27 protein-coding genes and 2 pseudogenes are annotated in these 19,146 nt (G+C 62.4%); 2 read left to right on the top strand and 27 right to left on the bottom strand.

The annotated features are described in order from the left end of the window. Positions 1 to 30: 30 nt before the first annotated feature. From rplO to VIG32_03720, 20 genes and pseudogenes are all read right to left on the bottom strand, one after another. Entirely contained in the window at positions 31 to 555 is a 525-nt protein-coding gene (gene rplO, locus VIG32_03815) for a 50S ribosomal protein L15 (GenBank protein HEY8297131.1), read from the bottom strand. Positions 556 to 683: 128 nt separating this feature from the next. Next, entirely contained in the window at positions 684 to 1,196 is a 513-nt protein-coding gene (gene rpsE / locus VIG32_03810) for a 30S ribosomal protein S5 (GenBank protein ID HEY8297130.1), read from the bottom strand. Between the two features lie 16 nt (positions 1,197 to 1,212). Then, positions 1,213 to 1,578: a 50S ribosomal protein L18 gene (rplR, locus tag VIG32_03805; protein HEY8297129.1), complete on the bottom strand. Its 366-nt coding sequence runs from the start codon at positions 1,576 to 1,578 to the stop codon at positions 1,213 to 1,215. Continuing rightward, positions 1,578 to 2,126: a 50S ribosomal protein L6 gene (gene rplF / locus VIG32_03800; GenBank protein HEY8297128.1), complete on the bottom strand. Its 549-nt coding sequence runs from the start codon at positions 2,124 to 2,126 to the stop codon at positions 1,578 to 1,580. Before rplF ends, rplR begins: the two co-directional genes overlap by 1 nt. A 41-nt stretch (positions 2,127 to 2,167) precedes the next feature. Continuing rightward, on the bottom strand, positions 2,168 to 2,569 hold the full coding sequence (gene rpsH / locus VIG32_03795) for a 30S ribosomal protein S8 (GenBank protein HEY8297127.1): 402 nt from the start codon (positions 2,567 to 2,569) through the stop codon (positions 2,168 to 2,170). Between the two features lie 16 nt (positions 2,570 to 2,585). Then, complete coding sequence (locus VIG32_03790) at positions 2,586 to 2,771, bottom strand: type Z 30S ribosomal protein S14 (GenBank protein HEY8297126.1); 186 nt, start codon at positions 2,769 to 2,771, stop codon at positions 2,586 to 2,588. After that, positions 2,771 to 3,325, bottom strand: a complete 555-nt coding sequence (rplE, locus tag VIG32_03785) for a 50S ribosomal protein L5 (protein HEY8297125.1) — start codon at positions 3,323 to 3,325, stop codon at positions 2,771 to 2,773. The genes VIG32_03790 and rplE overlap by 1 nt, the downstream gene beginning before the upstream one ends. Then, the gene (gene rplX, locus VIG32_03780) at positions 3,325 to 3,693 is read right to left on the bottom strand and encodes a 50S ribosomal protein L24 (GenBank protein HEY8297124.1); all 369 of its coding nucleotides are present in this window, start codon (positions 3,691 to 3,693) and stop codon (positions 3,325 to 3,327) included. The genes rplE and rplX overlap by 1 nt, the downstream gene beginning before the upstream one ends. A gap of 4 nt (positions 3,694 to 3,697) precedes the next feature. After that, a complete protein-coding gene (gene rplN, locus VIG32_03775) occupies positions 3,698 to 4,075 on the bottom strand; it encodes a 50S ribosomal protein L14 (GenBank protein HEY8297123.1) in 378 nt (125 codons plus the stop codon). A gap of 3 nt (positions 4,076 to 4,078) precedes the next feature. Then, positions 4,079 to 4,360 (bottom strand): 30S ribosomal protein S17, encoded by a 282-nt coding sequence (rpsQ, locus tag VIG32_03770; protein HEY8297122.1) that lies wholly within the window; start codon positions 4,358 to 4,360, stop codon positions 4,079 to 4,081. A gap of 4 nt (positions 4,361 to 4,364) precedes the next feature. After that, positions 4,365 to 4,586 carry a 50S ribosomal protein L29 gene (rpmC, locus tag VIG32_03765; GenBank protein ID HEY8297121.1) on the bottom strand — a complete coding sequence of 74 codons (222 nt, stop codon included), beginning with the start codon at positions 4,584 to 4,586 and terminating at the stop codon, positions 4,365 to 4,367. Further along, entirely contained in the window at positions 4,583 to 5,002 is a 420-nt protein-coding gene (gene rplP, locus VIG32_03760; GenBank protein ID HEY8297120.1) for a 50S ribosomal protein L16, read from the bottom strand. Before rplP ends, rpmC begins: the two co-directional genes overlap by 4 nt. A gap of 348 nt (positions 5,003 to 5,350) precedes the next feature. Beyond that, positions 5,351 to 5,974, bottom strand: a pseudogene (gene rpsC, locus VIG32_03755) (30S ribosomal protein S3). A 162-nt stretch (positions 5,975 to 6,136) separates the two neighbouring features. After that, positions 6,137 to 6,496, bottom strand: a pseudogene (rplV, locus tag VIG32_03750) (50S ribosomal protein L22). After that, positions 6,496 to 6,771, bottom strand: a complete 276-nt coding sequence (gene rpsS, locus VIG32_03745) for a 30S ribosomal protein S19 (protein ID HEY8297119.1) — start codon at positions 6,769 to 6,771, stop codon at positions 6,496 to 6,498. Before rpsS ends, rplV begins: the two are co-directional and overlap by 1 nt. Before the next feature lie 123 nt (positions 6,772 to 6,894). Further along, entirely contained in the window at positions 6,895 to 7,722 is an 828-nt protein-coding gene (gene rplB / locus VIG32_03740) for a 50S ribosomal protein L2 (protein HEY8297118.1), read from the bottom strand. 2 nt (positions 7,723 to 7,724) lie between these two features. Next, positions 7,725 to 8,033, bottom strand: a complete 309-nt coding sequence (rplW, locus tag VIG32_03735; protein HEY8297117.1) for a 50S ribosomal protein L23 — start codon at positions 8,031 to 8,033, stop codon at positions 7,725 to 7,727. Continuing rightward, a complete protein-coding gene (gene rplD / locus VIG32_03730; GenBank protein HEY8297116.1) occupies positions 8,033 to 8,695 on the bottom strand; it encodes a 50S ribosomal protein L4 in 663 nt (220 codons plus the stop codon). The genes rplW and rplD overlap by 1 nt, the downstream gene beginning before the upstream one ends. Beyond that, complete coding sequence (gene rplC, locus VIG32_03725; GenBank protein ID HEY8297115.1) at positions 8,688 to 9,311, bottom strand: 50S ribosomal protein L3; 624 nt, start codon at positions 9,309 to 9,311, stop codon at positions 8,688 to 8,690. The genes rplD and rplC overlap by 8 nt, the downstream gene beginning before the upstream one ends. A 149-nt stretch (positions 9,312 to 9,460) precedes the next feature. Continuing rightward, a complete protein-coding gene (locus tag VIG32_03720; GenBank protein HEY8297114.1) occupies positions 9,461 to 9,916 on the bottom strand; it encodes a hypothetical protein in 456 nt (151 codons plus the stop codon). 79 nt (positions 9,917 to 9,995) lie between these two features. On the opposite strand from VIG32_03720, the gene VIG32_03715 reads away from it, so the two are divergent. Next, a complete protein-coding gene (locus tag VIG32_03715) occupies positions 9,996 to 11,603 on the top strand; it encodes a peptide ABC transporter substrate-binding protein (protein HEY8297113.1) in 1,608 nt (535 codons plus the stop codon). Here the strand turns inward: VIG32_03715 and VIG32_03710 are convergent. From VIG32_03710 to VIG32_03690, 5 genes are all read right to left on the bottom strand, one after another. After that, positions 11,557 to 13,353, bottom strand: a complete 1,797-nt coding sequence (locus tag VIG32_03710; GenBank protein HEY8297112.1) for a chloride channel protein — start codon at positions 13,351 to 13,353, stop codon at positions 11,557 to 11,559. The two genes, VIG32_03715 and VIG32_03710, sit on opposite strands and share 47 nt — an antisense overlap. A 96-nt stretch (positions 13,354 to 13,449) precedes the next feature. Continuing rightward, the gene (locus tag VIG32_03705; protein HEY8297111.1) at positions 13,450 to 14,451 is read right to left on the bottom strand and encodes a hypothetical protein; all 1,002 of its coding nucleotides are present in this window, start codon (positions 14,449 to 14,451) and stop codon (positions 13,450 to 13,452) included. 70 nt (positions 14,452 to 14,521) lie between these two features. Beyond that, positions 14,522 to 15,712 carry an acyl-CoA dehydrogenase family protein gene (locus VIG32_03700; GenBank protein HEY8297110.1) on the bottom strand — a complete coding sequence of 397 codons (1,191 nt, stop codon included), beginning with the start codon at positions 15,710 to 15,712 and terminating at the stop codon, positions 14,522 to 14,524. Beyond that, a complete protein-coding gene (locus VIG32_03695) occupies positions 15,709 to 16,692 on the bottom strand; it encodes an aldo/keto reductase (protein ID HEY8297109.1) in 984 nt (327 codons plus the stop codon). The genes VIG32_03700 and VIG32_03695 overlap by 4 nt, the downstream gene beginning before the upstream one ends. After that, the gene (locus tag VIG32_03690; GenBank protein ID HEY8297108.1) at positions 16,692 to 17,117 is read right to left on the bottom strand and encodes a hypothetical protein; all 426 of its coding nucleotides are present in this window, start codon (positions 17,115 to 17,117) and stop codon (positions 16,692 to 16,694) included. The genes VIG32_03695 and VIG32_03690 overlap by 1 nt, the downstream gene beginning before the upstream one ends. Before the next feature lie 151 nt (positions 17,118 to 17,268). Here VIG32_03690 and VIG32_03685 point away from each other — a divergent pair, with 151 nt between their 5' ends. Continuing rightward, positions 17,269 to 17,970, top strand: a complete 702-nt coding sequence (locus VIG32_03685; GenBank protein HEY8297107.1) for a DUF4386 domain-containing protein — start codon at positions 17,269 to 17,271, stop codon at positions 17,968 to 17,970. A 73-nt stretch (positions 17,971 to 18,043) separates the two neighbouring features. Here the strand turns inward: VIG32_03685 and rpsJ are convergent, their stop codons facing one another. Further along, positions 18,044 to 18,352: a 30S ribosomal protein S10 gene (gene rpsJ, locus VIG32_03680; protein ID HEY8297106.1), complete on the bottom strand. Its 309-nt coding sequence runs from the start codon at positions 18,350 to 18,352 to the stop codon at positions 18,044 to 18,046. Between the two features lie 110 nt (positions 18,353 to 18,462). Then, positions 18,463 to 19,146, bottom strand: a 684-nt coding sequence (locus VIG32_03675) for an EF-Tu/IF-2/RF-3 family GTPase (protein HEY8297105.1), incomplete at its 5' end; no start/stop codon positions are given.

Below are 19,146 nucleotides of genomic sequence, written 5' to 3'. Positions count from 1 at the left end.
AGTGCGGCGCGAAGATTATTGAGCAAGCCCTTACGCCTTTTCCGAGCCTATCGAAGCGCCTTCGATGGTGGCGCCGACGGCCGCTAACGCCGCTTTGGCACTCTCCGAGAAGAGCACGTCGCGAAAGCGCAAGCCGCTGGGGAGCGTCTTGCCGGGCTTGCTGCCGCCCAGGATCTTCACGCCGTCGCGCAGCGTCTTGAGATTTTTAGCAACCTTCAGCGTTTCGGGCGTTACTTCGACCGCGGTGTCCCACTCGGCGAGATCGTGCAGGTTAAGCACCACGAGCTTCGTCCGGAAATGGCCGATGTCGCGAGCCTTCTGGGAATAACCGCGACGATGCGGAAGGCGACGCGCCCAGGGCGTCTGTCCGCCTTCGAACGCGGGACCCTTACCGCCGCCCGAGCGGACGGTCTGACCCTTGCCGCCTTCGCCGCCGGTTTTGACCATGCCCGAACCGTGACCGCGTCCGACACGCGTGCGTTTTGGCCAGCTGCCCTTGGTCGGTTTGAGCGCTTCGAGCGTCATCAGCGACCCGCTGGGCGCGGCCAGATTCATGCTGCCGACGTTGCTCGTCGCCTTCGCGACGGTCGGCTTTTTCGGTGCAGCGGCCTTCGAGCTGGACTTTGCGCTAGCCGGTGCTTTTTTAACTTTTTTTGCGTCTGCCATAGTGTGCTTTCTGGGTGTTATGCGGCGAAGATTTCGGCTACGGTTTTGCCGCGAGATGCGGCTACCTGTTCGGCGGTGCGCAGCGTGCGCAGCGCTTCGATGGTCGCGAGCACGACGTTGATCGGATTGCTCGTGCCCAGCGACTTCGTGACGATGTCGTGAATGCCGGCGAGCTCGAGCACGGCGCGCATCGCACCGCCGGCGATGACGCCGGTACCGGCCTTGGCAGGCTTGAGCAGCACGCGGGCCGCGCCGACCACGTGATTGACCTGATGCGGGATCGATTTCTCGACCATCGGCACCGTTACGAGATTTTTCTTCGCGGCTTCGACGGCCTTACGGATCGCCTCGGGAACTTCGCCGGCTTTGCCGATCGCGAAACCGACTTTGCCCTTGCGGTCGCCGACGACGACGAGCGCGCTGAAGCTAAAGCGTTTACCGCCCTTGACGACCTTCGCAACGCGATTGACGCGCACGACGGTCTCTTCGAATCCACTGTTGTCGCGATCGCGACCACCACGATAATTCATTTAGATGCGTCCTTCACTAAAATTCCAGGCCGGCTTCGCGCGCGGCATCCGCCAGCGCTTTAACGCGTCCGTGATACTTCAGGCCGCCGCGGTCGAAGACGACGGCGGTGATCCCGGCTTCTTTGGCTTTGGCGGCGATGGCCTGGCCGATCTTCTGGGCGGCCGCGGTGTTGGTCATCGAGCCGAGGCCGTCCGCGAGCGCCTTCTGACGCGTCGAAGCCGACAGGATCGTATGACCTTTCGCATCGTCGACGACGGTTGCGTAGATGTGGTGGAGGGTGCGGCGGATCAGCAGACGCGGACGTTCCGCGCTGCCGATCAATTTGCGGCGCAGACGCGCGTGGCGTTTGTGACGCGAGATGTTTTTGGAAACGTGCGGCATTACTTCTTGCCTGCCTTTCCGGCCTTACCGAGTTTCTTGCGCACCACTTCGCCGACGTAACGGACGCCTTTGCCCTTGTACGGTTCGGGCGGCCGCAGCGAGCGAATCTCGGCGGCGACTTGACCGACTTGCTGTTTGTCGATCCCGTCCACGTGGATCTTGTTCGTGCCTTCGACGGAGAGCGCGATGCCCGCCGGCGGGTCGAAGCTCACCGGGTGCGAGAATCCGAGGGTCAAGTTGACCTTCTCGCCGGCCTTCGCAGCGCGGTAGCCGACGCCTTGAATCTCGAGGCTCTTGCGAAATCCCTTGCTCACGCCTTCGATCATGTTATTGATCAGCGTGCGCGTCAGACCGTGCGCCGAACGATGCTCCTTCGCTTCGCCCCTGCGCTCGACGACGACGTTGCCGTCCTCGAGTTTCACGCTGACGTATTCGAGGATCGACTGACGCAATTCGCCCTTGGGACCCTTGACGTGCACTTCGCCCTCGGCGAGGTTTACGTTCACGCCGTTGGGCACGATGACGGGCAGTTTACCAATTCGTGACATGTTAAGAGGCGCTCCGCTCTGAGCTCGGGTGGATGCTCGGATTACCAGACATACGCTAGCACCTCGCCCCCGCAGCCTTCTTTTTTGGCGCGTTTGCCGGACATGATGCCTTTGCTCGTCGAGATGATGACCAGACCCAAACCGCCCAGTACGCGCGGAATCTCGGTCTTGCCCGTGAAGACGCGCAAGCCGGGACGCGAGATGCGGCGCAGGCCGGTGATGACTTTTTCTTTTTCGGGACCGTACTTGAGCGTGATACGAATCGTTCCTTGCGGACCTTCGTTCACTCGTTCGACTTCCTTGACGAAGCCTTCGTCTTTGAGGATCAGCGCGACGGCAAACTTCATGCGCGACGCCGGCACGTCAACCACTTGGTGGTTGGCCGTGTTCGCGTTGCGAATGCGGGTCAGCAGATCGGCGATCGGGTCGGTGATGACAGCCATTATTCGATCGTCCTCTCTACCAAGACGCCTTGGTGATGCCGGGGATGTTCCCCTTATGAGCGTTTTCGCGGAAGCAGATACGGCAGAGCGCAAACTTGCGGTACACGCTGCGCGGACGGCCGCACATCTGGCACCGGTTATGCTGGCGCACCTTAAACTTCGGAGTGCGCTTCGATTTCTCGATCATCGAGGTCTTGGCCATTATCTCGCTCCTGCTTTTTGTAGCGGCAAGCCCATTGCCGTCAGGAATTCCGTTGCCTCTTCATCGTTTTTCGCCGTGGTGACGATCACGATGTCCATGCCGCGCGCCTTCTCGACCTTGTCGAAATTGATCTCCGGAAAGACCAACTGCTCGCGCAGGCCCATATTGTAGTTTCCGCGGCCGTCGAACGACTTGCGCGAAAGTCCGCGGAAGTCGCGAATACGCGGCAGTACCACGTTGAAAAGCTTGTCGAGGAAGACGTACATGCGCTCGCCGCGCAGCGTGACCTTCGCTCCGATGTTCATACCTTCGCGCAGCTTGAACGCCGCGATCGACTTTTTGGCCTTGGTGATCACCGGCTTTTGGCCGCTGATGGCCTGCAGCTCGTTGACCGCGACGTCCAGAATCTTGCTGTTCGTGATCGCCTCACCAACGCTCATGTTGATGACGACCTTATCGAGCTTCGGAATCTGATGGACGTTCTTGTAGCCAAACTTCTCTTGAAGGCCGGCGCGAACTTCCTTGGTGTATTTCTCTCGCAGACGTTCCGCCATTATTTCGCTCCCTTGACCGATTCGCGCGCGGGCTCGCCGCACTTGACGCAGACGCGCTTCGAACCGTTGGCCGTCTCGTGATGACGCAGGCGAGTCGGCGCTTGGCACTTCTCGCAGACGTATTGGAGAACCGAAAGGGGAAGCGGAGCTTCCTTCTCGAGAATGCCGCCGGTTTGCGCAGCTCCACCCATGTTTTGTTGCTCCGTACCCTGCTTGGTATGGCGCTTGACGACGTTGAGGCCCTCGATCGTCGCCTTACCGGCGCGCGGGAAGATCGCCTTAACGACGCCGCGCTTGCCTTTTTCTTTGCCGCGGCGAATCATGACCGTGTCGCCCTTGATGATATGCGTCTTTACTGCTGTCGCCACGATCCTACAAAACCTCCGGCGCGAGCGATGCGATCTTCAAGAAGCCGCGATCGCGCAGTTCGCGCATGACCGGGCCGAAGACGCGCGTGCCGCGCGGATCGAGATTATCTTTTTCGCCCTTGATGATAACGCAGGCGTTGTCGTCGCACTTTACGACCGAGCCGTCGGGCCGGTGAATCGGCGCCGAGGTACGAACGACGACCGCCTTCACGACTTGGCCCTTCTTGACCGCGGCACCGGGAATCGCGCTCTTAACCGTACCGACGATGATATCGCCGACGTGCGCGTACTTATGACGGCTGCCGCCGCTAACGTGAATGCAGAGCAGCTCGCGCGCTCCGGAATTGTCGGCGACCTTCAGTCGCGTTTCTTGTTGAATCATGGCTTACTTGGCTTTCTCTACGATTTCGATCAGGCGCCAGCGTTTCTCGCGCGAGATCGGACGGGTCTCCATGATGCGCACGATATCGCCGATGCTCGCTTCGTTGCGCTCGTCATGCGCTTTGAACTTCACGGACTTGCGCACGATCTTGCCGTACGTCGGATGCGCGACGCGGGTCTCCGAAACGACGACGATGGTCTTGTCCATTTTATTGGACGCGACGCGGCCTTGCTTGACGCGGCGTGCCTTGCGGTCGACGCTGCCGGTCTCCGTTGTCGTTTCCACGGTGTTAAGCTGCTCCATTGGTTGCCTCGGCGATTCGCTTCTCAGAGATGACGGTTTGAATTTGCGCGTAGGTGCGGCGCATCGCGCGAACTTTGCTGAAGTCCGTGAGATGGCCGGTGCGCAGCGCGAAACGCAGGTTAAAGAGCTCCTCTTTGGTCTCTTTGGCCTTCTGCTGCAGCTCGGCTATCGTGAACGTGCGAAGCTCCTTAAACTGATTGACCTTCATGCTTGAGCCTCCTCACGAGAGACGATCTTCGTTCCGATCGGCAGCTTGGCGGCGGCGAGCTTGAGCGCTTGCTTCGCAACTTCGGGCGTGACGCCCGAGAGTTCGAAGAGCACGCGCCCGGGACGCACGACCGCGACCCAAAACTCCGGGTTGCCTTTTCCGGCGCCCATGCGAACTTCGGCCGGCTTTTTCGTAACCGACTTGTCCGGAAAGACTTTGATCCAGACTTTGCCGCCGCGTTTGATATGACGCGTCAGCGCGATACGCGCGGCTTCGATCTGGCGGTTCGTCATCCAGCACGGCTCGAGCGCCTGCAGTCCGTACTCGCCGAACGTCAGTGTGCTGCCGCGCAGCGCGCGACCGGTCATACGGCCGCGATGGACCTTACGCCATTTAACTCGTTTTGGTGTCAGCATAGTCTTTTACTCAGCGCTCCCCGGGGTGGGTTCCGACGGACGCGGCTCGCCTTGCGGGCCGACTTCGTTCGGATGTCCCTCGGCCGGGTTCGGCACGGGAGACGTATCAGGAACTTGTTGCGGATCGTTTTCGATCGGCGAGGGCGTCTCAACCGGATGCGTCTGCTCCGCGCTCGCGCCGGCCGCCGCGTCGACCGCGGGAATGGCATCGACTGCGGGGACGGAATCGACTGCGGGTGCGTCCGCCGGCCCGCGGCTGCGGCCGCCGCGCGTGCCGCGGTCGCGGCGATCGCGGAACGTCGCCCGTTCGGGACGCGTGTCGGGGCGCGCTTCCTGACGGACCTGGTCCGGCAGAACTTCGCCGCGATAGATCCATACCTTCACGCCGATGCGGCCGAATGTCGTAAACGCCTCGACGTGCGCGTAATCGATATCGGCGCGCAGCGTGTGCAAGGGAACCTTACCGTCGGAGTTACGTTCGGTGCGCGCGATCTCCGCGCCGCCGAGTCGGCCGGAAACCTGTACTTTTATTCCGCGCGCGCCGGCTTTCATGGTGCGCATGATCGCCTGCTTCATCGCTCGGCGGAACGCGATACGCTTTTCGAGTTGATCCACGATGTTCTGGCCGACCAAGCGCGCATCGAGTTCGATGGTCTTGATCTCCATCACGTTGACCTGCACGTTTTTGCCGGTCAGCTTTTCGAGGTTCTTCCGAATCTCTTCGATGCCGACGCCGCGCTTGCCGATGATGATGCCCGGCTTACCCGTGTTGATGATCACGCGGGCTTGATTCGCGCGGCGTTCGATCTCGATGCGCGAGATCGCAGCCGGGCGCATCCAGCGCGTGAAATACTTGCGGATAGCGTGATCTTCGTGCAGCCAGTCCTTGTAATGCTTTTTCTCAAACCAGCGGCTGTCCCACGTACGCGTGATGCCGAGGCGCAAGCCGACCGGATGAATTTTTTGTCCCATATATTACTCAGTAGCTCCCGCCGCAGCAGCCGTAACTTTCGGAGTCGTGCGTTTGCGCGCCGTCGGTTTGGCCGCGGCCGCGCTGCCCTGGGTCTTGCGAGCGGTCGCGCGCTTGAGACCGATCGACGCTCCGCCGCGCTGCTTGGGCTTGCGAATCGGCATCTCGCCGACGGCAATCGTTACGTGCGACATGCGCTTGCGCTTGAAATTCGCGCGCCCTTGAGCACGCGGATCCAGGCGTTTGGTAAAACGGCCGCCCGGACCGCCGTCGACGGTGATCCGCGTGACGTAGAGTTCGTCGGTGTTCATGTCGTGGTTGTTCTCGGCGTTAGCGACCGCGCTGCGCAGCAGCTTCTCGATCGGCTCGGCCGCGAAGACTCCGGCGAATTGCAGGAGCACGAGCGCCTCGCGCACGCTCTTGCCGCGAATCGCGTCGGCGACCCGGCGCAGCTTGCGCGGTCCCATGCGAGCGAACTTCAGATGCGCGAGCGCTTCGGTGCGCGCCGCTTGTACGTCAGCCATTACTTCACACCAGCCTTGTCGCCGCCGTGGCCGCGAAAGAGCCGCGTTGGCGAAAACTCTCCGAGCTTGTGGCCGACCATATTTTCGGTAACGAAAACGGGCACGTGAGCTTTGCCGTTGTGCACGCCGATCGTGTGCCCGACCATTTCGGGAACGATCGTCGAGCTGCGGCTCCACGTCTTGATGACGCGCTTCTCGCGCGTCTCATTCATCTTCGTGACTTTACTCATCAGATGATCCGCAACAAACGGACCTTTTTTTAGGCTACGTCCCATTTAAACGGCGCTCCGCTCTAAGCTACGCGCCCCCCAGCCGAGCTGGGGCCCCCGAAACACGGCGCGCATGATTGTGCTGCTCACACGAGCGCTCCCCGAGGGCGCGCCAAATTTACGTTGCATCTACTTGGCCTTCCGCTTACGAACGATCATCGACGCGGTGCGCTTGTTGCGACGCGTCTTTTTGCCCATGGTCATCTGACCCCAGGGCGTGGTCGGCGGACGACCCGAAGTCGAACGCGCCTCGCCGCCGCCGTGCGGATGGTCGACCGGATTCATCGCGATACCGCGAACCGAGGGACGCTTGCCGCGATGGCGCGAGCGGCCGGCCTTGCCGACGATCTCGTTCTCGTGTTCGATGTTGCCGAGTTGGCCGATGGTAGCGCGGCAGACGACCTGAATCTTGCGCACTTCGCCCGACGGCATACGCACTTGTGCGTAGTCGCCTTCTTTTGCCATCAACTGCGCGGAGCCGCCGGCGCTGCGCACGAGCTTGGCGCCCTGACCGGGGCGCAGCTCGATATTGTGAATGACCGTGCCGACGGGAATGTTCTTGATCGGCAGGCAGTTGCCGTTCTTGATATCGGCGGTCGGGCCCGACTCGATCACGTCGCCGATTTTCAATCCCAGCGGCGCGAGGACGTACCGCTTCTCGCCGTCTTTGTAGTTCACGAGCGCGATACGGGCCGAACGGTTCGGATCGTACTCGAGCGTCGCAACCTTGGCGGGAATTGCGTCTTTCGTGCGCTTGAAATCGATGATGCGATATTGCTTGCGCGTGCCGCCGCCCTTGTGACGCACGGTGATGTGCCCGTTGAAGTTACGGCCCGAATGCTTCTTGCGAACCTCGATGAGCGTTCTCTCGGGATCGACCTTGCTCAGCTCGGAAAAATCCGCCGTGGTCATGAAGCGCCGTCCGGCGCTGGTCGGTTTATATTTTTTTACAGCCATCGTTATTGCTCGAAATAGTTCACGCCGCCCAGTTCGATCTTCTGGCCGGGCTTGAGAGTGACGATCGCCTTCTTGGTGTCTTTTTGATAGCCGGCACTGCGAACGCCGCGGCGCGCGAAGTTGCGCTTCTTACCGCCGACGTTTACCGTGTTCACCTTGATGACGTTAACCTTGAAAATCTCTTCGATCGCGTGCCGGATTTGCGTCTTGGTCGCGTCCGGGTGCACGATGAAGCTGTATTGCTGCAGGACCGCGCTGCCCATCGATTTCTCGGTGATGCGCGGCGCGAGGATCACATCGCGTGCGTCCATTATTTCGCTTCCTCACTGGGGCTGCCGAACGTTTTGACGATCGCGTCGTACGCGGCCGTCGTAAAGACGATCCGGTGGTAGCGCAGCACGTCCTTAACGTCGAGCGCTCCCGAATGCGTGATGCCGACGTGACGCAGGTTGCGCCCGAGGCGATGGAACCGGTCGCCGACTTGTTCGTCGAACGCGAAGACGATGAGGGTCGCGGGACCCTTCTTCGCTTCTTTCGCTCCGCCGAAAATCAGCTTCGCGAAATCGGCCGTCTTGTTCAGCTCGAAGTTCGCGGCATCGAGAATGGTGATCCCGCCGTTTTTAAAACGGTCCGCAAGTGCGGCCACGAACGCGAGACGGCGTTCTTTCTTATTAAGGTCGGTGATGTAGCTGCGCGGCTTGGGCCCGAAGACGACGCCGCCGTGGCGCCATTGCGGGGAGCGGATGGAGCCCTGACGAGCGCGGCCGGTACCTTTTTGTTTCCACGGTTTGCGACCGCCGCCGCGCACTTCGTCGCGTCGCAGCGTCGAGGCCGTTCCGGCGCGCGGGTTCGCGAGCTCGCGGAAGACCGCGCGGAAAATCGTGTGCGCTTTCTCGCTGTAGTCCACTTCGAAGATCGCCGGGGTGGCCTCTTCGCGGACGACCTTTCCGGTCAGGTCGATAACGTTAGGCATCTTTCACGCTCTTTCGCACGATCACGAGCGCATTTTTCGGGCCCGGAATCGGACCGCGGACGAGCAGCAAGTTGCGCTCGCCGTCGGCGCGCACGATCTCGAGATTCTGCATGGTCGTACGATCGACGCCGTAGTGACCGGGGCGGCGGCTGCCTTTAACAACGCGGCCCGCATTGGTGTCGCCGTTGGAGGCCGGTTGGCGATGGATCATCGAGCCGTGGCTCGCGCCGCCGCCCGAGAAGTTATGCCGTTTGATGCCGCCGGCGAAACCGTGGCCTTTGGAGATGCCGACGACGTCGACGCGGTCGCCGCTCTCGAACTCCGAGACGGTAATCGTCGCGCCGACTTCGACGCCATCGATGTCGTCGCGAAATTCGCGAATGAATCGTTTGGGTTCGACGTCGGTCTTCTTATAATGTCCGGCAAGGGCACGCGAGACGCGCGACTTTTTAACGTCGCCGAAAGCCAAAGCAACGGATTCGTACCCGTGCTTGTCCTTCGTTCTGCGCTCGACCACCGTGCAGGGACCGGCTTCGATCACCGTGACCGGCACGTGCCGGCCATCCGCGGTGAAGACGCTCGTCATCCCAACCTTGCGGCCAAGGATGTTCTTCATACTTCCTCGTCCTCTAGTTGTGCAGCACACGGGCCCTGGCGTACTGCTTATTTTTCTCCCGGCACACGCAAAAAGACGCGGCCGGGCGGACCACAACCTCGGCATGGTATCAAGGATGAGCGGTTCCCGTCAAGTGGCTTGGTCTGGAGTTACTTTGCCGTGCGAAGCTTTATCCCGTTGGGGCAGAATTTCTCGTGGGTCGCGTGCGGCACGTAGTACGCATGGACGTCGTAATGGGGGATCGGATAGCCGGCATGGCCGTAGGGCACGTAGTCGACGTCCACATGATCGATCGAATAGCCGGGGAGCGGCTTGAGCTGCTGATCCCAGCTCCCGCCCTTCGCAAAGGCCTTTTTATCGATCATGATCTCGGTAAAGACCGGCTTTCCCGCGTATTCTCCATAGATCGGCCCGAACGGCAGATTGCGCGGATTGGCCCAGTGCGAGCCCATCGTCGCAACGCACGGACTCACGAGCATCGTTCCGGGGGGCGCCCATGCCGGGCGGACGGCCGGCTGCGGCGGCAGGCCCGGCGGGGGGGCGGCCGAGGCGGTTGCTCCCAGCAACCCCACCGCAACGGCAAGCATGACAAGGCGTAAACGCATCGGCGACTCTCCTTTAAGGCAGCACGGAACCTGTAGATGCCGAGTAGTGTAATCAAGCAGCGGCGAAGAGTCGAGAGTCGTGCGGCCTATACTACTCGCGGTTTGTTTTCTCATGTCGCTCGCCGGATGCAGTGGCGCAGGCGGCAGGCGGCCGCTCGCCGGATCCCTGACGATCGTCCAAACCCAGGACTTCAGCACGCTCGATCCGATCTACGTGAGCGGCGTGGGCGGGCAAGAACTCGCGGCCCTGCTCTATTCGTATCTCGTGCGAATCGACGATCGCGGCCGGCTCGTTCCCGATGCCGCCCTCGTCGTACCGAGCCGATCGAACGGCGGTATCGCGCGGGGTGGCACGCTCATCACCTACCATCTTCGGCCGAATCTTCGCTTTAGCGACGGGACGCCGCTCACCAGCCGCGACGTCGCCTATACGATTCGAGCCGTGAACGATCCGCGCAACGCGGTTCCCAGTGAAATCGGGTTCGACGATGTGATCGGCGTCGAAACGCCCGACGCGCTGACCGTTCGGATTCGCTTGCGCCGCCCGTATGCGGCGGCACGACTCTATCTCTGCGGGCCCGGCAACGCCGTGCCGATCCTGCCGCAGCGGCGGCTCCGCTCGCAAGGGCCATTGCCGCGGGCGGCGTTCAACGCCGCGCCCGTCGGGTCGGGGCCGTATCGGGTCGCGCGCTGGGTCCGCGGCGAACGGCTCGAATTGCAGCGCAATCCCTACTATCGAACGCCGGTTGGAATCGACCGGCTGACGATCCGCTTTGCCGCCGACGCGAGCGCCGCGGAGACGATGCTTCGTGCACGCGAGGCCGACGCGTACGTGAATGCCGATGAGTCGCAGTACGCACTGCTGCTCGCCATCCCGGGCACGCGCGTGAAACGGCGGCCGATCGACGGGACCGGTGCGCTGATCTTCAACGTGCGAGATCCGATCCTGCGCGATCGCAGCGTGCGGCGGGCGCTAGCGTTAGCGTTCGACGCGCCGCAGCTCGTGCGTAAAGTGCTGCGCGGCGCCGTCATCACATCGGGTCCGGGCGCCGGTCTCTTTCAATGGGCGTACGACCCGCGCGCGTTTGCGATGCCCGGGTACGATCCGCGCTCCGCCGCGCGCCTGCTCGATGCCGCCGGCTGGCGGGTCGGAAGCGACGGAATCCGCCGCAAAGCGGGGCGCCGGCTCGCGGTAACGCTCGTGACGCGCGCCGACAAACCGAGCGCGATCACGCTGGCGACCGCCATTCAGGCCGCCGAACGCGGCGTCGGCGTCGCGGTCGCGATTCGGCGCTATCCTATCGCGCTGCTGATGGCCCCGGACTCGTCGGGCGGCCCGCTCTACGGCGGCCGCTTCGGCATGACGCTGCTGCAATTCATCGCCGGCTTCGATCCCGACGTGGCCGATCAGTTTTCGTGCGATCGCATTCCGCCGCACGGTTTCAACAAAGCTCGTTATTGCAACCCGCGAGTCGATGCGCTGCTCGCCGACGGCGCTCGCGCGCAGGATCGCGCAACGCGCCGGCGCGACTACCGCGCGGTGCAGCGCATTCTCGCGCGCGACCTCCCGCTCGTCGCACTCTATCAAGCCACGTCCATCAACGTGTTTCCCGCCCGGCTGCGAAATCAGCGCACGGCGGTTACGACACCGTTTTGGAACGTCGCCACTTGGCGATTGGACCGATAAGCCGGCTGATCGAGCGAACGCGCACGCGGCGTTCTTCGAGTCCCATGCCGCGCTTCCACGCGCGCAGCAGATCGTTCGACCCGAACACGCCGACCCACTCGCCGCGTTCGTCCACGACCATGACGCTGCGCAGGTCGCGGCTGGCCATGGCGTTTGCGGCGGAGCGAATCCGATCTTCGGGATGCATCACGAGCGCGGCGGTGGCAATCGTCGCAATCGAAGCCGACGCCTCGCCGCTCTCGCGCGCGAGCCGCAGAAGATCGTTGCGCGAAACGGTCGCGACCAGCGCCCCCCCATCGAAGACCGCATACTCCGCATACGCGCCGCGCGCGTCACCTTCCAAAACGACGGCACACGCTCCCGCGATCGTACTCCCGATCTCGAGAGACGGAATCTTGCCGCGCGGATGCATCATCGCACCGATCGAGATCAATTCCAACGGGTGAACGGCATACTCGCGCGCGACGTGCATTCCGCGACGCGCGAGTTTTTCGGTCAAGATCGAGCGCGGTACGAACACCACGGTAAACGCCGTCGCGGCGACGCAACCGATGAATAACGCCGGCAAGAGTCCCCACGCGTGCGTGGTTTCGAGCGCGAAGAGCGTCGCCATAAACGGCGCCCGCATCGTGCCGCCCATGATCGCGGCCATTCCAACGGCGGCCCAGGCCGCCGAATCGTGTCCGGGGATGACCACGGCGAGTAACGTGCCCATCGCACCGCCGATCATCAACAGCGGTGCGAGTACGCCGCCCGAGGTTCCCGAGCCCAGTGCGACGATCCAGATGACGATCTTCACGACGATGATCCCGGCGACGACGCCGAGCGCCAGTTGCCCGTTGAGCATCGACGAGATCGTCGGATAACCCACGCCGAGGGCTTGCGGCACGATCCATCCGCCGATACCCACCACGAGTCCGCCAATCGCCGGCCACCACATCCAATGCACCGGCAATTTCTCGTAGGCATCTTCGGTCCAATAGACGAGCTTGGTCATCAGCAATGAGACGACGCCGCCGGCGATGCCCACGAGCAGCGCCCATCCGAACGCGTTGACGCCGAGTGAATGTGCGTGCGCGACGAGAAACGGCGGATTGGGACCGATGAGCACCACGCGCATCGCCTCGGCGACGAACGCCGCGACGGCGACCGGAATGAAACTGCGCGGCCGCCACTCGAAGAGCAAGAGTTCCACGGCGATCAGCACCGACGCCACCGGGGCGCCGAAAGTCGCGGCCATACCGCCGGCCGCGCCGGCGACGAGCAGCGTACGCCGTTCGAGCGATGACAGCCGCAGGAACTGTGCGAAAAGCGACCCCAAAGCGCCGCCGGTCATAATGATCGGCCCCTCAGCGCCGAACGGTGCGCCGGTGCCGATCGTCAGCGCCGAGGCAAGCGGTTTCCAAAACGCGACGCGTGCTTGGATGACGCTGTCTTTATCGAGAATCGACTGAATGGCTTCGGGGATTCCGTGCCCGCGGATCTTGTCGCTGCCGTAACGCGCGATAAAGCCGACCAGCACGCCGCCGGCGACCGGAATCAAAATCGAAAGCAAGCCGAAATGGCGCGGATCGGGCGGAATCAATCCGCCGCGAACTTGCCCGAGATAAGCGACGTGCGTGATCAGACCGATCAGCAGCAACAGGATTTTAGCGACGCAAGCGGCCGCCACGCCGATCACCACCGCGAAGAGCGAGATGATCCACAGGCGTCGCGGGTTGGTCGTAAAGTCGCCAAGTTTCGTGCGCACGGAGCCAATCATAGGTCCTCATATCATAGGCAAAGCGGGCGTTCCCTCGCAGGTACAAAAGCATCACGCCGATTCGGCGAGCCGACCTCTTTTTTTTTAGCCCCACCAGAATGCGGCCGCAATAATGCCGTAGAGGCCCACGAGAGCCGCACCCTCGAGCCAATTGGACTCACCGTCGAAAACCACACAGAGTCCCACCACGGCGGCCAGGCCGACGGCGACGACGAGCAGTGCGGGCATAACCAGCGTAAGGTGGGGTCCGCCGAGCACGAAACTCAGCAGCACGAGCACGGGAATGAGACCCACGGCCACCTGCAGCGAGCTGTTGAGAATGATGCTCACAGCATAGTCGGTTTTGTTCTTGATCGCCATCGTCACGCCGACGACGTTCTCGACGGCGTTGCCGGCGATGGCGACGATAACCAGACCGGTGAACGCTTGGCTGACGTGCAGCGTCGCAATCGTCGGCGAAAGGCTGGCGACGAACCAGTCCGAGACGAATGCCGAGGCGACGCTGGCCGCGCCCAGCGCCGCGAAGGTCAGCGCCGCCGGCCACGTTTCGGCGCGATCGTGTTCGCACTCGTTCGCCGCACCCGCGCGCAGTGAAAAGACCACGCTCGCGGCAAAGAGCGCGAGCAAGATGACCGCGGATGCGACGCTCAACGCGCCCGCGTGCGCCCCCGCCGGCGTATGCAGGCGCACGGCGAGCGTGGGTACGATCAGCGCCGCGACCGCGATGACGATCAGCACGCCGATCGCGCGCGGTTCCTCGGCGGCGAACTTTTGGCGCCCGTTGCGCACTCCGCCCGCAAAGAGCGCTAGTCCCAAGACCAGCAAACTATTCGCGAGGATCGATCCGACGAGCGCGGTCTGAACGACCGTCACCAATCCCGCCCGTAACGCAAAGATGCCGATGAAGAGTTCGGGCAGATTGCCCAGCGCCGACTGCAGGATACCCGTCACACCGGCGGAGAGGCGTCGCCCCAATTGCTCGACCGCGAACCCGATGGTCGCGGCTAAGAGCGCGAGTGCGACCGCCGAGACGGCAAACGTGAGCGGTGCGGGAGCGCGCGCCGCGGTAAGAATACCCGCCGACAACGTCGCGAGGGCGGCAACGACGATCGCGGCGAGCTGGCTGCGCTTTATCGCCGACCGCTCTCTTTATCGTTTACGCGAACGCGTTGAGACCCGTAATCGCCTGGCCGAGGATGAGCGTGTGCACTTCGCTCGTCCCCTCGTAGGTGAGAACGGACTCGAGATTGTTCGCGTGCCGAATGACCGGATATTCCAGCGTGACGCCGTTCGCGCCTAAGATCGTGCGGGCTTCGCGCGCGATCGCAAGGGCTTCCCGAACGTTGTTGAGTTTGCCGAAGCTCACGTGCGCGGGGTGTGCGCGCCCCTCGTCTTTCATGCGGCCGAGATGCAGCGCGAGCAGCGTACCCTTGTTGAGCTCCAACAGCATGTCGACCAATTTCTCTTGCGTGAGTTGAAACGCGCCGATCGGTTTGCCGAACTGTACGCGCGTCTTCGCGTACGCGAGCGCCGACTCGTAGCACGCGCGCGCGGCGCCCATCGCGCCCCACACGATACCGAAGCGCGCTTCGTTCAAGCACGCGAGCGGGCCGCGTAATCCGCGAACATCGGGAAAGACCGCATCGCCCGGAAGGCGGCAGTCCTGCATCACGAGCTCCGAGGTGACCGAGGCGCGCAGCGAGAGTTTTCGCTCGATCGGATTGGCCGCGAATCCTTTGCTGCCGGTCGGAACGATGAATCCGCGGATTCCGTCGTCGGTTTGTGCCCACACGACCGCGAGGTCGGCGATACCGCCGTTGGTGATCCACATCTTCGTACCGTCGAGCACCCAGTCGTCACCGTCGCGACGCGCGAACGTGCGCATATCGCCGGGGCTGCTGCCGAAGTCGGGTTCGGTCAACCCGAAACACCCCAGCGCTTCGCCGCGCGCCATGCGCGGAAGCCACTGCTGCTTTTGCGCCTCGCTTCCCCAGCGGGCGATCGCGAACATCGCGAGCGACCCCTGAACCGACGCGAAGCTGCGAATGCCGCTGTCGCCCGCTTCGAGTTCCATGCACGCCAGACCGTACGCAACGGCGCTGGCTCCGGGGCAGCCGTACCCGTGCAGGTGCATGCCGAGCAATCCGAGATCGCCGAGCTCCTTGCCGAGCTCGCGCGGCACGATGCCTTCCTCGAACCACTGCGCGATGTTCGGCAGGATGCGCTTGCGCACGAAGGCGCGGACCGTGTCGCGAACGAGGCGTTCCTCGTCGGTGAGCAGGGCATCGATGTTGAGGAAATCGTCGGCGTTGGGCGATGCGATCTTTTTGGAAGTCGCTGCGGTCATCGGTTGACGGGACTCATGTCTGCATAGCGATCTCCCGAGGCGACGCCCCGCGGAAACGCTCGCTCTAGCTGTGCGAGGTCGTCCGCGTCGAGCCGGATGCCTGCGGCGGCGGCATTTTCTTCGAGATACTTCACGCGCTTGGTGCCGGGGATCGGCACGATATCGTTGCCTTGCGCGAGCACCCAGGCGAGCGCGAGCTGCGATGCGCTCACGCCTTTCGCGCGCGCGATCCGTTCGACGCGCTCCACGAGATCCAGATTTTTCGCAAAGTTCTCGCCCGCAAAACGGGGATGATGCTTGCGAAAGTCGTCGTCTGCGAAATCCGCGGGCGACTTGAAGCGGCCGGTCAGAAAACCGCGCCCGAGCGGGCTGTACGCCACGAAACCGATGCCCAATTCGCGCACCGTCGACAGCAGCGCGTCCTCCGGGTCGCGCGACCACAGGGAGTACTCGGTCTGCAGCGCGGTAATCGGGTGGGTCGCGTGCGCCTTGCGAATCGTGGCGGGCGCGGCTTCGGAGAGCCCGAGATAACGCACCTTGCCGGCGGTTACGAGCTCCGCCATGGCGCCGACCGTCTCCTCGATCGGCGTCTTGGAGTCGACGCGGTGCTGGTAATACAGATCGATATGATCGACGTTCAATCGCTTGAGCGAGGCGTCGCACGCCGCGCGCACGTAGGCGGGGCTGCCATCGATCCCGCGAAAACTCTTGTCGGCGGCGTCCCGAACGTTGCCGAATTTCGTGGCCAGAAAGACGCGTTCGCGCCGATCCGCGATCGCCTTCCCTACCAACTCTTCGTTGATAAACGGACCGTACATATCGGCGGTGTCCAGAAACGTGATGCCGAGATCGAGCGCGCGATGGATCGTGCGAATCGATTCGGCGTCGTCGCCGGAACCGTAAAACTCGGACATGCCCATGGTGCCCAGGCCCATCGCGCTGACCGCAGGGCCGTTCTTTCCAAGGTGACGTTGTTGCATTAGCGTTTCAGTACCCGTGCGATTTTGTCGAAGAGTGCATCCATCGAGCGTTCGTTCGCGTCCTCGAGCCGGCGCCAAATCAAGCGACCTTCGGTGTCGCTAAGCGTCCCCTCGATGCGTTGCTGGAGAACGGTCTTCTTCCCATCCCCGCTCAAAAAGAATCCGTGCGTTCCGTCGATCCCATCGTTCTGAATGCGCCAAACGATGCGCTCCTCCGGAACGACCTCTTCGAGGATGGCGTGAAAACCGTTGTGCCATTCCTCGGTTTTGCCGGGAACCAACGGGCCGGGCGAGCGCATGAACGGCTGGGCTGCAAACGGCCACACGACGTCGTTGGACGTCCCCATATCGACGAGCAGTTGAAAGATCCGGCGACGCGTCCCGGAGAACGTGCGTTCGCGGACGTGCTGCAGTGGAATCGGCATGACGCCTCATTCGCCGCTTGGTCCCTCTCACCCGCGCGTCTTGCCGTCGCCAGGGGTAAGCGGCGGCGCCGGTTTCACAGGATTCGGACCGGTTACGGCCGTGCTCCTAACGCCGGCTGAAACATAGCGCTTGCCTTCTCGTAGGTGAAGCATGCGCAATCGAGACGCTAGGATCGCCGGATTTCTCTATCTTGCTTCGATCATCGTCGGATACGTCGATTTGGAGTACATACCGGGCAGATTTCTCATTCCCGGGGATGCGGCGGCGAGCGCGCATGCCATCGTCTCGAACGAGTTTCTCTTCCGCCTCGGCATGACCGGCGATCTCCTCGAAGGCACCATTTGGCTGTTTACCGTGCTTGCGCTCTACCGGCTGCTCGTCAATGTGGATCGCACGCAGGCACAGCTGATGGTGATCCTTGGCGCGTTTATGCAAGTCCCGCTTTACTTCGTAAATGTGCTAAACTACGCTGCCGCTCTCATGTTCGCGGGCAATGGCCCGGGCTTTCTGTCCGTTTTCCCGAGCGCGCAACGCGACGCAATGGCGATGTTCTTCCTCAAGCTGCACAACTACGAGGTTCTCGCCAGTTTGCTCTTTGCAGGCTTGTGGCTCTTTCCTTTCGCGGTCCTCGTCTACAAATCAACGTTTCTTCCACGAACGCTTGGCGCGCTGCTCGCCGTCAACGGCATCGCATGGTTGATGGTCTGCTTCTCCGCCTTCCTGACGCCGCAATACTCCGGGCTGGTCCACACGATCACCACGCCAATGAACTTTGGCGAACTTTTGATTACGCTTTGGCTGGTGATCGTGGGAGCCCGAACGATCGGCCGTTCCCGAGCCGCTGAAGATTGAGAACCCGACGCACGCTCAAAAGAAAAGACCGCGCAAAACATCACGCGGTCCGTTCAACGTTTGAGGTGACGTATTAGGCCTTGAGTTCGATGTCCACGCCGGCCGGGAGATCGAGGTGCATGAGAGCGTCCATCGTCTTGGGTGAGGCCTGAAGGATATCGATGAGCCGTTTGTGCGTGCGCATCTCAAAATGCTCGCGCGACTTCTTATCGACGTGCGGCGAACGGTTGACACAAAAGCGATTGATCTCGGTCGGCAGCGGAACCGGTCCGCTGACGAACGCGCCCGTGCGCTTCGCCGTTTCAACGATACGCTCCGCCGACTGATCCAACACTTTGTGATCGTACGCCTTAAGGCGGATGCGAATCTTCTGCTTAGCCATTATCTCTTCTCGTTATCCTTAAAGTTAGAAACGTTCTTCATGTTACCGCCGTCCTTCGACAAGCTCGTCCTTCGACAAGCTCGTCCTTCGACAAGCTCAGGATGACAGGGCTACTCCGAAACGGCCGTCACGACGCCGGCGCCGACGGTTCGGCCGCCCTCGCGGATGGCGAAACGCAGACCTTCTTCACAGGCGATCGGCGTGATGAGCTCGACATCGATTGCGATGTTGTCGCCCGGCATGACCATCTCGACGCCCTCGGGCAGCTTGATGGTACCGGTCACGTCGGTCGTGCGGAAGTAAAACTGCGGACGGTAGTTTCCGAAGAACGGCGTGTGACGGCCGCCTTCTTCTTTTGACAGCACGTACACTTCGGCTTTGAACTTCTTGTGCGGCTTGATCGAGCCGGGTTTCGCAAGAACCTGGCCGCGTTCGATGTCGTTACGTTCCACGCCGCGCAGGAGCACGCCGACGTTGTCGCCGGCGATGCCGATGTCGAGGAGTTTGCGGAACATTTCGATACCGGTCACGACGGTCTTACGCGCGACTTCCTGCAAGCCGACGATCTCGACGTCTTCGCCGACCTTGACCTGGCCGCGCTCGACGCGACCCGTTCCGACCGTTCCGCGGCCGGTGATCGTGAACACGTCTTCGATCGGCATCAAGAAGGGCTTGTCGGTCTGACGAACCGGATCCGGGATGTACTCGTCGACGGTATCCATCAACTTGAAGATCGGATCGGTGGCCGGATTGCCGCGCTTGCCGTCGGACTGGAGCGCCTTGAGCGCCGAGCC

It is taken from the genome of Candidatus Baltobacteraceae bacterium (assembly GCA_036559195.1).
Lineage (GTDB): Bacteria > Vulcanimicrobiota > Vulcanimicrobiia > Vulcanimicrobiales > Vulcanimicrobiaceae > JALYTZ01.
Note: the sequence above shows the minus strand (reverse complement) of the source record. Positions and strands in the feature narration are given on the sequence as shown.

Excerpts from the sequence above, each read along its gene's own strand:
- rplO (HEY8297131.1), bottom strand. The coding sequence starts at position 555 with ATGAATCTGGCCGCGCCCAGCGGGTCGCTGATGACGCTCGAAGCGCTC.
- rpsE (HEY8297130.1), bottom strand. The coding sequence starts at position 1,196 with ATGAATTATCGTGGTGGTCGCGATCGCGACAACAGTGGATTCGAAGAG.
- rplR (HEY8297129.1), bottom strand. The coding sequence starts at position 1,578 with ATGCCGCACGTTTCCAAAAACATCTCGCGTCACAAACGCCACGCGCGT.
- rplF (HEY8297128.1), bottom strand. The coding sequence starts at position 2,126 with ATGTCACGAATTGGTAAACTGCCCGTCATCGTGCCCAACGGCGTGAAC.
- rpsH (HEY8297127.1), bottom strand. The coding sequence starts at position 2,569 with ATGGCTGTCATCACCGACCCGATCGCCGATCTGCTGACCCGCATTCGC.
- VIG32_03790 (HEY8297126.1), bottom strand. The coding sequence starts at position 2,771 with ATGGCCAAGACCTCGATGATCGAGAAATCGAAGCGCACTCCGAAGTTT.
- rplE (HEY8297125.1), bottom strand. The coding sequence starts at position 3,325 with ATGGCGGAACGTCTGCGAGAGAAATACACCAAGGAAGTTCGCGCCGGC.
- rplN (HEY8297123.1), bottom strand. The coding sequence starts at position 4,075 with ATGATTCAACAAGAAACGCGACTGAAGGTCGCCGACAATTCCGGAGCG.
- rpmC (HEY8297121.1), bottom strand. The coding sequence starts at position 4,586 with ATGAAGGTCAATCAGTTTAAGGAGCTTCGCACGTTCACGATAGCCGAG.
- rplP (HEY8297120.1), bottom strand. The coding sequence starts at position 5,002 with ATGCTGACACCAAAACGAGTTAAATGGCGTAAGGTCCATCGCGGCCGT.
- rpsS (HEY8297119.1), bottom strand. The coding sequence starts at position 6,771 with ATGGGACGTAGCCTAAAAAAAGGTCCGTTTGTTGCGGATCATCTGATG.
- rplB (HEY8297118.1), bottom strand. The coding sequence starts at position 7,722 with ATGGCTGTAAAAAAATATAAACCGACCAGCGCCGGACGGCGCTTCATG.
- rplW (HEY8297117.1), bottom strand. The coding sequence starts at position 8,033 with ATGGACGCACGCGATGTGATCCTCGCGCCGCGCATCACCGAGAAATCG.
- rplD (HEY8297116.1), bottom strand. The coding sequence starts at position 8,695 with ATGCCTAACGTTATCGACCTGACCGGAAAGGTCGTCCGCGAAGAGGCC.
- rplC (HEY8297115.1), bottom strand. The coding sequence starts at position 9,311 with ATGAAGAACATCCTTGGCCGCAAGGTTGGGATGACGAGCGTCTTCACC.
- VIG32_03720 (HEY8297114.1), bottom strand. The coding sequence starts at position 9,916 with ATGCGTTTACGCCTTGTCATGCTTGCCGTTGCGGTGGGGTTGCTGGGA.
- VIG32_03700 (HEY8297110.1), bottom strand. The coding sequence starts at position 15,712 with ATGACCGCAGCGACTTCCAAAAAGATCGCATCGCCCAACGCCGACGAT.
- VIG32_03695 (HEY8297109.1), bottom strand. The coding sequence starts at position 16,692 with ATGCAACAACGTCACCTTGGAAAGAACGGCCCTGCGGTCAGCGCGATG.
- VIG32_03690 (HEY8297108.1), bottom strand. The coding sequence starts at position 17,117 with ATGCCGATTCCACTGCAGCACGTCCGCGAACGCACGTTCTCCGGGACG.
- VIG32_03685 (HEY8297107.1), top strand. The coding sequence starts at position 17,269 with ATGCGCAATCGAGACGCTAGGATCGCCGGATTTCTCTATCTTGCTTCG.
- rpsJ (HEY8297106.1), bottom strand. The coding sequence starts at position 18,352 with ATGGCTAAGCAGAAGATTCGCATCCGCCTTAAGGCGTACGATCACAAA.